Annotated in this window: 9 protein-coding genes; 2 read left to right on the forward strand and 7 right to left on the reverse strand. The window is 48.3% G+C overall.

All coding sequences use genetic code 11. From position 1 onward, the window contains the following. Positions 1-138: 138 nt before the first annotated feature. Positions 139-1,890: a 23S rRNA pseudouridine(2605) synthase RluB gene (gene rluB / locus B7X71_RS07310; protein WP_293596811.1), complete on the reverse strand. Its 1,752-nt coding sequence runs from the start codon at positions 1,888-1,890 to the stop codon at positions 139-141. A gap of 6 nt (positions 1,891-1,896) precedes the next feature. After that, positions 1,897-2,619 carry an SMC-Scp complex subunit ScpB gene (gene scpB, locus B7X71_RS07315; RefSeq protein WP_293596812.1) on the reverse strand — a complete coding sequence of 241 codons (723 nt, stop codon included), beginning with the start codon at positions 2,617-2,619 and terminating at the stop codon, positions 1,897-1,899. 324 nt (positions 2,620-2,943) lie between these two features. On the opposite strand from scpB, the gene B7X71_RS07320 reads away from it, so the two are divergent. Together B7X71_RS07320 and B7X71_RS07325 are read left to right on the forward strand one after the other, a co-directional pair. Next, entirely contained in the window at positions 2,944-3,732 is a 789-nt protein-coding gene (locus B7X71_RS07320; protein WP_293596849.1) for a patatin-like phospholipase family protein, read from the forward strand. A 57-nt stretch (positions 3,733-3,789) separates the two neighbouring features. Then, positions 3,790-4,749 carry a hypothetical protein gene (locus B7X71_RS07325; protein ID WP_293596813.1) on the forward strand — a complete coding sequence of 320 codons (960 nt, stop codon included), beginning with the start codon at positions 3,790-3,792 and terminating at the stop codon, positions 4,747-4,749. Between the two features lie 8 nt (positions 4,750-4,757). Here the strand turns inward: B7X71_RS07325 and B7X71_RS07330 are convergent, their stop codons facing one another. The 5 genes from B7X71_RS07330 to B7X71_RS07350 form a co-directional block, all read right to left on the reverse strand. Beyond that, positions 4,758-5,441: a C40 family peptidase gene (locus B7X71_RS07330; RefSeq protein ID WP_293596814.1), complete on the reverse strand. Its 684-nt coding sequence runs from the start codon at positions 5,439-5,441 to the stop codon at positions 4,758-4,760. Positions 5,442-5,578: 137 nt separating this feature from the next. Further along, positions 5,579-7,231: a dipeptide ABC transporter ATP-binding protein gene (locus B7X71_RS07335; protein WP_293596815.1), complete on the reverse strand. Its 1,653-nt coding sequence runs from the start codon at positions 7,229-7,231 to the stop codon at positions 5,579-5,581. Further along, complete coding sequence (locus tag B7X71_RS07340) at positions 7,228-8,253, reverse strand: ABC transporter permease (protein WP_293596816.1); 1,026 nt, start codon at positions 8,251-8,253, stop codon at positions 7,228-7,230. The genes B7X71_RS07335 and B7X71_RS07340 overlap by 4 nt, the downstream gene beginning before the upstream one ends. Next, on the reverse strand, positions 8,250-9,314 hold the full coding sequence (gene yejB / locus B7X71_RS07345) for a microcin C ABC transporter permease YejB (protein WP_293596850.1): 1,065 nt from the start codon (positions 9,312-9,314) through the stop codon (positions 8,250-8,252). The genes B7X71_RS07340 and yejB overlap by 4 nt, the downstream gene beginning before the upstream one ends. Positions 9,315-9,325: 11 nt before the next feature. After that, positions 9,326-11,197, reverse strand: a complete 1,872-nt coding sequence (locus tag B7X71_RS07350; RefSeq protein WP_293596817.1) for an extracellular solute-binding protein — start codon at positions 11,195-11,197, stop codon at positions 9,326-9,328. Positions 11,198-11,240: the final 43 nt, after the last annotated feature.

An 11,240-nucleotide genomic window follows, 5' to 3' on the forward strand; every position in this document is an offset into this window, starting at 1 on the left:
GGCTTCAAAGCCCATATTCTCGAAATTCAGAACAGGCCGACTTACGTTGATCGCAACATCAGTCGGTAACAACTCAAAACAGCAGCGAACTGCTGTAAGACCAAAATTATAGCCGATTTAGAGGAAAACCGATAGAAATCAGAAGCTTTCGCCTGGATTGCGGGGTTTTCTAGGGCCTTTATTAAAGGGTTTGCGCCCTTTTGGCGCTCCTCGCTTAGGACCATTTCCCGGACTTTGAGGGCTTGCCGTTACAAAAGCAGACTGTCCATGGTGAACTTTCTTGCCTTTATTGCGGTTTTGACCTTGTCCCGCGCCTTGACCGCTCTGACCACCTGCGCCTGGACGACCACCTTGAGTACGACCCCGGAAAGGGCCACGACCTTCGCCTGAACCACCACCGCCAGGTTTACCACCCCTGCTTTGATGGGTTAAGGCACCGTGGCCACTGGCCTGGGTTAAGGCATCCCGTGAACCCCAATAAGAAACTGAGGTTTGCATTGGATCGGGCTGAAAGTCCTCACTAGCAGGCGAACGGTGATCGCGACCTTGGGCATTCGGATTGCGGCCTTTGTCCTGCGGCTGAGGCATTTTTAAGCCTGCAAACTTCATCAAGTTATAGATACCGCCAGCTTCAATCTCCTCCCATTTGCCTCGTCTCAAGCGTGGAGGCAGCAAGAAGATGCCATAACGTGTACGAATCAAACGAGAAACCGTATGACCAACCGCTTCAAACATACGGCGAACTTCGCGGTTACGACCTTCAGTTAAAGCAACGTGATACCAACGGTTCGCACCTTCTCCACCACCCATTGAAAGACGTAAGAATTTAGCTTCGCCGTCATCTAAGGTAATGCCGCTCTTTAATTGAGTCATATTTTCTTGACTCAGATCACCCAAAATACGGACAGCGTACTCGCGCTCAACGCCATAACGGGGATGCATTAAGCGATTAGCTAACTCACCAGAGGTGGTGAATAACAAAAGACCTTCAGTATTAAAGTCTAAGCGACCTACTGCAATCCAACGTCCTTGACGTGGCTTTGGCAAACGATCAAATACGGTTGGACGACCTTCTGGATCCGACTGACTCACGATTTCACCAGAAGGCTTGTGATACATGATCACGCGCGGCGGCTTGGTCTGAATTTTGCGATGTACCGGCTTACCGTTAATGCGCACTTGATCCGTTGGCCCGATACGTTGGCCGATATGGGCTGGTAGTCCATTCACGGATACGCGCCCTTGAATAATCAAGTCTTCCATATCGCGACGCGATCCCATGCCGACATCAGCTAATACCTTGTGCAACTTGACTGTGTCTTCGTCATCAGCCTCGTCGTCCAAACCATCTAAGTCCGACCAAACCTCATCACGTAAGCTCAGTGGCAAATCATCGATGTTTGCAAATTGCAAACTACTCATCTCATCATCGCTAGGCGTATCGGCATCATCATCATGACGCACACGTTGTGCACGACGCTCAGCACCAGTCTGATGAGAAATCTCATTCTCATTTAGGCCATCAGGATTTTTAACCTCAACCATTTCAGGCGCATCTAATGCTGCGTCAAATTCTCCGGAAACAACTGATGCAAACAAAGCTTCGCTCTCTGCTGGATTGGGTGCAAGCTTGGCAGATGAATGATTGCCACCTTCACGCGCACCACTAGACTCAACCCCCTCGCGACGAGGCCGATCTTTATTGAATGGGCGCTTTTTATTAAAGGGGTGCTTGCTAGCGCCTGCGCCCTGACGACGCGGACGACGCTGACCGCCCTCGCGCCCCTCACCCTTCGCACCCTCTGCATGATTAGATGCAGATTCAGAAGCAGGAGAGTTATCCGATGTAGGCTTAATCGGAGATGAATCGTTTTCGTTATGACTTGTCATTAATAATTATTTTGTTTCGTCTGATTGGTCTTCAGGCTCTGGAGTAACTTCTTCTACTTCTTCACTTGTCTGTTCGATATTTTCTTGGGCAATCGATTCTTCGCTTGTCGGCTGAACGATCGGCTGACCGTTTTCGTCCAACTCAATCACGGTTTCAACCGTAGCACTCGGATCAAACTCCATTACCGCCTGACCTAAGTGCTCAGCTGCAGCCATCGGCGCAGCATCTTCTAGCATTGGCAAGCTTTGTAAATTGGTAAGACTTAAATCATCTAAGAATTGCTTGGTAGTGGCATATAAACCTGGGCGACCAATAGTCTCTTTATGACCAATCACTTCAACCCAACCGCGATCCTCTAACTGCTTCATTACATTGCTACTGACCGCAACACCACGAATCTCTTCAATCTCGCCACGAGTAACGGGTTGACGGTAAGCAATAATTGCCAGGGTTTCCATCACCGCACGAGAATACTTTGGAGGCTTCTCCGGAGTTAAGCGATCGAGATATTCACGCATCGATAAGCGACTCTGAAAACGCCAGCCAGTCGCAATATGCACCAACTCCATGCCTTTATCTTCCCAGGCTTTTTGAAGCTCTACGAGAGCATCTTCAATTTCGCCAGAGGCCATGTCTTCAGCAAATAAACGCGTCAGATCAGCAACTGTCAATGGTTCTTGCGCGCACAAGAGAGCTGTTTCAATTACGCGTTTATTGTGATCATCCATAAAATTCGGGCTATCAGGCAATTACCTGATGAGCTATAAAAATGTATTTCAATAATGGGTTGGTGGTGTTCTGGTGGCGCTATTTAGCTACTACGGACAATTCATCCCCAAAAATCCCTAAGGAGCTGCCCGCGCTGAAACGAAGTCTTTTTCGCTCACCGTTCGCCCATTATAAGGGAGGCTCAATACAATAGCCACATGCAAGTAAATACAGCCCTATCCCCACTCTTATCAACCGATATGGATACTAGACGCCGTTTTCTGGGTCTAGGCCTTGGCTTAGGCGCCCTGATTGGGGGCTCAAGCCTGGCAGGGTGCAGCTTAATGAGCGGCCGTAAGCCTGTAGTTGGCTTAGCACTGGGTGCGGGAGCAGCCCGAGGCTTTGCGCACATAGGCGTCATTAAGGCCTTAGAGGCTCAGGGCATTCGGCCCGATATCGTGGTCGGCAGCAGCGCAGGTAGTGTTATTGCTGCGCTACTTGCCTCGGGGGCGACCGGCAATGACTTAAATCGGCTCGCCTTAAATCTGGATGAAGCTACGATTGCTGACTGGGGGCTCCCTTTTGCCGGAAGATTTGGTGGCCTCATTAAAGGGGATGCCCTTCAGAACATGGTCAATCGTGAAGTGCAAAATAAATCGATCGAGCAAATGCGCATTCCTCTGGGTATTGTGGCGACCGAGCTGCAGTCGGGCAAAGGCATTTTGTTTCGCTCTGGCAATACAGGTCTGGCAGTGCGTGCCTCATGTAGCGTTCCAGGCGTATTCCAGCCTGCAGTGATTAGCGGCAAAGAATATGTTGATGGCGGCTTGGTTGCCCCTGTCCCAGTCAGTTACGCCCGGCAGATGGGCGCAACACTGGTGATTGCGGTCAACATCTCTTCAGAGCCCGTTCATCAAGATGCCAGCGGAACCTTTGGTGTCATGCAACAAACCATATCTATCATGCAGCGAAGTATTAATCAGTATGAACTGAAGAGTGCTGACATCGTGATTACACCCCACCTCAAGCAAATGAGTAGTAGCGAATTTAAATCCAGAAATGCGGCAATTCTCGCTGGCGAAGTCGCAGCCCAAGAGCAAATGTCCGCCCTGAAAGAAAAACTTCGAGGCTAGCCCTAGAGCTAGCTTCCCAAGAAGTAGGCATTGATTTAGGATTCGGTGCAATTGTTTATGAAATCTAACGCCAATCTCCTTAAATTTTTCATTGCACTATCAATCGCAGTTCAAGTGCATTATGCCCAGGCTCAGGCGGGAGGTCAATTTACGGCTGGAGTTAACAATTACCTCAAAAAGCGCACCGATGCGTTCATGACGATCACAGGTTACTCGCTCACTCCAGATGTCACAACTGGATCTCTATCAATCACCGATAAGGGCGGAGAAAATCAAAATTTACAGATGATTTCCCTTGGTGGTGGCGACCGCATTAGCGCCAACTTCCCACTCTATCTTGAAGGAACGATTGCCTTTAATCGCTACGACCCAACCTTTACTGATGGCATAGGTAACTCGAGTGTCACCGTACCCGTCAAATGGACTGGCATCACTGGCACAGGCGGTATCGGCTGGGACTTCCCGCTAACTGACAACTTACGTATTCGTCCGATCGCCAACATCATGCTCGGTCATGTAGAGAGCGATCTCTCTATTGCAGGTCGCATCATAGAAAATAAAACAGGAGTGGACCTGCAGTTTTTAAATGGCGGCCGTATGAATGCTTATGGCACCGGTGGCTCATTAATGCTGGACTATGAGGATTACAAACCGGAGCGCGAATATGATGCCGAATTGCGTTACACCAATATCGCCATCAATACTTTTGATAGTTCGGCCGCAGTTCAAGGCTCCGCAGATTCACAAAGCTTGGGCTTGTGGGCTCGAGCTAGATACCCCACTCGACTCACGGTGCTGGAGAGACCTTTACGGGCTGTCTTTGAATTAGCTCACACAGAGTTTCTAGGCCAACTGCGTGGCGCCCTAGGATTTGACTCCCTCTCCTCTGTGGGTACGGGATTTGAAGTTGATAGAAGCGCATCCGACCCAATGTTTAGTCGAGTGAGATTGGTATTTCGCTATCAATTTGGACAGAACGTCCGAGGAACGTCTATTGGTCTAGCCGCAAGCTTCTAAAGAAAAAATTAGAGGTTACGAGATTTGCGCTTGAGCTTATTTACTTCATTTAACAACTCATGACGCTCGGCATCACCCAAGTTGTCGCTGCCATCTAAACGGCGCGCACCATCAAAACGCTTGTCCCAGTAGAGACTACCAAGATCATCGACACGTACGCTGGTACCCTTCGATGGGGAATGGATAAATTTATTGTCGCCAACATAAATGCCGACATGAGAGAAAGTTAAACGCATGGTGTTGAAGAACACCAAGTCGCCAGGTTGCAATTCTTCGCGAGTAATTGGTTTGCCAACACGACTCATCTGAGTGGATTTACGCGGCAGCAAGAAACCTAACTTGTCTTTGAAGACATATCCAACAAAACTACTGCCATCCAAACCGGATTGCGGCAACTCCGCATCCCAGCGATAACGCACACCAATGACTTCCATAGCGCGGTTAATCAACTCATCTGATTTGCCAGTAACGGAATCCGCTAAGCGATCAGACGCACGAACAAAGTAGGACTTGCCAGCTTGAAACATGCTTTGCTTGGGAACCTCTTTAGCCACTTCTGCAGATGTGTCTTTTGCGACTTCAGGAGTGGCATCCACCGCCAATGCTGGGCTCGCAACAAATATCAATGCAATCAGCGCGGCTATCGGCATTTGCTTAGACAGCGTTGGCAAGAGGTCTTTTTGAAGTGACATCATTTCATTCTAACAAAGAAGGGCTATTTCACCAAATGCTAGCCCTTGGGATAACTCTTTGTTTTTAATAGCAAATTTGACTTTATTGGATGTAAATGCACCAATTTAGCGCCCTGAATGGCTGTTTAAGTCGAATCTCAGGTCAGCTCGGCTGCTGCAAATAGTTCTTTGGTATAGATCTGGCGAGGGTGCTGGATCAGAGTCTCGGTATCGCCAAACTCCACCACCCTTCCTGCCTTGAGGACCATCACCTCATGTGACATCGCCCGAATGACTGCCAAATCATGGCTGATCATGAGGTAGGCCAAGTTGTATTTTTTCTGGAGCTCAGTCAGTAAAGCAAGCACTTGTTTTTGAATCGACACATCTAAGGCTGAAGTAGGCTCATCCAGCACCAAAATCAGCGGCTTCAGAATCAAAGCACGCGCGATCGCAATACGCTGCCTTTGCCCACCCGAAAATTCATGGGGATAGCGAGTAAGGGCAGAACGATCAATTCCGACTTCTCGCAAAATATCCAAGACACGGGACTCGCGCTCCGCGGCAGACAAATTTGGGAAGTGCACATCTAAACCCTCTGAAACAATTTGCATCACATTCATACGCGGAGAAAGTGAGCCAAAAGGGTCCTGAAAAATCACTTGCAAACTCGAGCGCATAGCGCGGCGCTCTGCGGGCTTAAGCTTTTGCCAATCCTGACCAAGCACATCCACTGCACCCGTGATCTGCGCAGCAGAATCACCTAACAAACCCAAGACCGCCATACCTAAAGTGGTCTTACCGGAGCCAGACTCACCAATCACGCCGATGGTCTGACCCTGCTTAAGCTCAAAGCCAACCTTACGCAGTACTTGATGACGTGGAGATTTTTTAAACCAAGCAACAGACTCCATGCCCGGGTAAGAAACCGATAGACCCTCTGCCTTCAGTAAGACTGGTGCCAAGGGCATTACTGGTGCTAAATCACGTACGGGCGCGCTGTTTACTAAAGCCTTGGTATAGGCATTCTCTGGATGCTCGAAGACCTGTTTTATAGGGCCCACCTCCATGAGATTGCCTTGGTTTAATACAGCAACACGTTGAGCAAAATGTTTTACCAAATTGAGATCGTGAGTGATCAACAAAATCGCCATGCCACCATGGTCCTTCGACTCTTCTTGCAACTCTTTCAGTAAATCCAAAATCTGCAAACGCAGACTAACGTCCAAGGCAGTCGTTGGCTCATCAGCAATCAACAATCTTGGCTTGCAGGCCAAGGCCATTGCAATCATGGCGCGTTGACGCTGCCCGCCTGATAACTGGTGCGGATAAGAGTGAAAGCGTTTATCTGACTGTGGAATACCAGTCTTCTTGAGCAAATCAATTGCCGCAGACATGCAATCCGCCTTAGAGATTAAGGGCTGATATATCTGCACTGCCTCAACAATTTGATTGCCGATAGTAAATAATGGATTGAGCGCAGTCATCGGCTCCTGAAACACCATCGCAATCTCACAACCACGGATCTCACGAATATCTTGTATTGGTAAATCCAGCAAATTGACTGGTTGATTGCTCACACTTGTACTCTTGCCGCTCCACAAAATTCGGCCCGATGTTTTGGCGCCCTCAGGCTCAAGACGGAGTGGTGCTAAAGCAGTAAGCGTCTTACCCGAGCCAGACTCTCCAACCAAAGCAACTCGCTCTCCTACTCCAATCTCGAGATCAAGATGATTAACGGCAAATTTTTCACGCCGACCCGAACCAAAAGAAATTGAGAAGTCTTCGTAACAAAGTAAAGGTGCACTCATGAACGACCTCCACTCATGGCGCCTGACTTACGAGAATCAAAAGCATCTCGCAAAGCCTCACCCATAAAGGTGAGCAAAAGTAAGGTGGCTACTAAAACTACAAAGGTCGATAGTGAAATCCACCAGGCATCCAAATTACTTTTACCTTGAGAGAGAAGCTCTCCAAGACTTGGTGTTCCTGGAGGCACACCAAGACCCAGGAAATCCAAACTCGTGAGTGACAAAATAGCCGCACTCATTCTAAAAGGGAGGAAAGTAATTACTGGCGTCAAGCTATTGGGCAGAATATGACGGCGCATGATTTGCAGGTTCGTTAAACCCAATGCTCGGGCTGCGCGAACATACTCCAAAGCACGATTGCGGAAAAACTCTGCACGCACATAGTCAGACAAGCCCATCCAACCAAATGCCGCTAACAAAATAATTAAGAGCCAAATGCTAGGATTAAAGATGGAGGCAAAGATGATGAGTAAATACAGCTCCGGCATTGCCGACCAAATCTCAATCAAGCGCTGAGAAATAAGGTCAAACTTACCGCCAAAGAAACCCATTAAAGATCCGGTGATGATGCCAACACTCACCCCAACAATGGTGAGCGCCAAACCAAACAGAATGGATAGTCGGAAGCCATAAATCAAACGTGACAAGACATCGCGCCCGCGATCATCTGTTCCTAGCCAGTTATCAAAAGATGGTGGAGCGGGGTTAGGCACCTTTGAAAAGTAGTTGAGCGTTTCATAGCTATAAGGGATTGGTGGATAAATTGCCCAATTACCATTGCTTGTAATGTTGCGACGAATATCTGGATCTAAAAAATCCGTTGGCGTTGCAAAGTCACCGCCAAACACTCGCTCAGGCTGTGACTTCACAATAGGGAAATAAAACTTGCCCTGATAGCGAACGACTAAAGGCTTGTCATTGGCAATTAGTTCCGCACACATAGAGAGTCCAAACAAGATCATGAAGATCCAGAGGCTGGCATAGCCCATACGACTATTTTTAAAACGATGCCAGCGACTCATGAGCCACCCCCCGCGCCAAACTGAATGCGTGGGTCAATGTAGACATAGCAAAGATCAGAAATCAGCTTAGTAAAGAGGCCAATCAAGGTGAAGAGATACAGCGTTCCAAAAACCACTGGGTAGTCACGGCGCATCACCGACTCGTAAGAAAGCAAGCCCAATCCATCCAAAGAAAAAAGGGTTTCAATCAACAGCGAACCAGTAAAGAAGGCACCAATGAATGCCGCTGGAAATCCTGTCACTAGAGGTAAGAGGGCATTGCGGAACACATGCTTCCAAAGGACTTGTTGTTCAGTGAGTCCTTTAGCTCTTGCAGTTAATACATATTGCTTACGAATTTCCTCCAAAAAAGAATTCTTCGTCAACATCGTGATGACTGCAAAACTACCCAAAACGGAAGCGGTAATTGGTAAAACTAAATGCCACAAATAATCCATTACCTTACCCATCATGCTCAGCTCACTCCAGTTGTCTGAAGTAAGACCACGTAGTGGAAAGATTTGCAAGAAACTACCACCGCCAAAGATGACCAGCAATAGAACGCCCAGAACAAATCCGGGGATGGCGTAGCCCACCAAAATCATCGTGCTGGTAATCGCATCAAAACGAGAACCATCTCTAACCGCCTTAGCAATCCCCAGGGGTATCGACACCAAGTACGTGAGAAAGAAGGTCCACAGACCAATGCTGATAGATACCGGTAATTTAGAAACCACCAACTGCCAAACACTTTGATGTTGATAGTAGCTCTCGCCTAAATCAAATTGTGCAAAGCGCTTAAGCATCATGAAGTAACGCTCTACAGGCGGCTTATCAAAACCATATAAAGCCTTAACCTCAGCTAAACGCTCAGCATCTACACCTTGACGACCACGATAGTTGCTGCCGCCACCAGAAGACTCTGCCCCGCTAACTGCAGCATCACCCTTGCCTTTGAGCTCGAGCATTAATTGCTCGACTGGACCACCCGGTACAAATTGCACCACAGCAAACGTAAGCGTTAAAACGCCTAATAAGGTGGGAATCATCAAGAGCATGCGCTTGAAAATATAAGACCACATTTGCCCTTGCATTAGCGCGCCCCCTCTTTCCACCAATTGAGCAGAATCCAAGACTCAGCGGTGTAATACAAAGGCGGTTCTGGATAGCGCATCTCTTTACGATACGCGATTCGGTGCGTCGGGTTGTACCACTGAGGAATCACGTAGTAGCTATTCCAAAGAACACGGTCTAAAGATCTGGTGGCTGCACGCAACTCTTCGCGAGTTTGAGCCTTCACAACTGCATCCACTAAGGCATCCACTACTGGCGACTGGACCCCAATGACATTGTCAGAACCTTTTTCTTTTGCAGCCTGACTACCAAAGCGATCCCACAATTCATTACCAGGACTTTGTGAGTCTGGGAAACGAATGGTGGTCATATCAAAATCGTACTCATCCATGCGCTTCTGATGCAAAGCGAAGTCGCTCGTCCGAATATCTACCTGAATACCCAACTTCTCCAGATTACGTACGTAGGAAGAAATGACTCTCAAGAAGAATGGACCGTCTTCGACCATTTCAAAACGGAAAGGCTCACCCTGCATATTGCGTAGTGCACCATCTCGGTATTGCCAACCAGCCTGAGCCAACAAATCACGCGCCTTGCGCAGGTTCTGCCGCAAGCTATCCGGCGGAACGGTTGAAGGTGCAGCGGGCATTGGGCCAAAGACAGCATCAGGCACCCACTTTGGATATTGCGCCTTCAGGGGTTTAAGTAACTTCAATTCTGCTTCAGTGGGTTTATGAGGGCCATCGAAATTCGCACTCAGGTCACTGTTCGTAAAGTAACTATTGATGCGACTGTATTGATCAAAGAATAGTTGGCGGTTTAACCACTCAAAGTCGAGCGCATAACCCAAGGCTTGTCGTACGCGTGGATCCTGAAAAATCGGGCGGCGTACATTCATCGCAAAACCTTGCATGCCTGCACCGTTGTGATTTAAGAAAGCTTTCTTTTCCAGAGTGCCATCATTAAATCTAGGGCCCACATAACTCTTGGCCCAATTTTTCGCACGGTATTCCACCAGTGCGTCGAACTCCCCTGCTTTGAAGGCCTCAAGACGAACAGCATCATCACTGTAGAGCTTGTAGTTCACGCGATCAAAGTTATAAAAGCCGACGCGAACATTGAGGGTCTTACCGCCTCGATCCGCCCAGTAATTTGGGTTGCGTTTAAAAATCATCGTCTTACCCGCTTTGTAAGACTCGATGACATAAGGGCCGCTTGCAATCGGCAATTCAAAGGTCAACTTGTCAAAGGGTGTGATCGTGCCATCGGGCTTCTTGCCCCAGTTGCTTGAGAACACCGGTAAGGTACCGACCATCACCGGTAACTCAGGATTGCGATTCTTAAATTCAAAACGGATAACGCGATCAGAAACGACTACCGCCTGCTTCACATCGGCGTATACCGTTTTAAATTGTGGATTAGCGAGCGAACTCATCAAGGTATCAAAGCTGTGTTTTACATCGCTTGCTAAGATCGCACTGCCATCTGAAAACTTTGCCTCTGGCCGAATCCGAAAAACAACCGACATCTTGTCAGCTGCCACTTGAATATCTTCTGCAATCAGGCCATAAGCACTGGATACCTCATCCGCACTACCCACCGCCAAAGACTCAAACATCAGTTGAGCTATACCAGGGGCAGCCACACCCCGCAGCGTGAATGGATTGAACTTATCAAAGCTAGTCCGGCGATCTGGGTTAGGCAAAGTCAGGGTGCCACCTCTGGGAGCATTGGGGTTCACATAGTCAAAATGACTAAATCCATCAGCGTATTTGGGTTTACCGTACTGAGCGATCCCCTGGGCGCCTTGGGCTGAACCGACCGCCACCCCAGCCAGAATGGCTAAGAGCAGCAAAGTGGGGATTTGGCGGATAGCGGGGAGCATAGGCATATATGCAACAATTGTAGATAGCAAATTACATTTGAAGCAAAGG

The organism is Polynucleobacter sp. 39-46-10, from assembly GCF_002282275.1.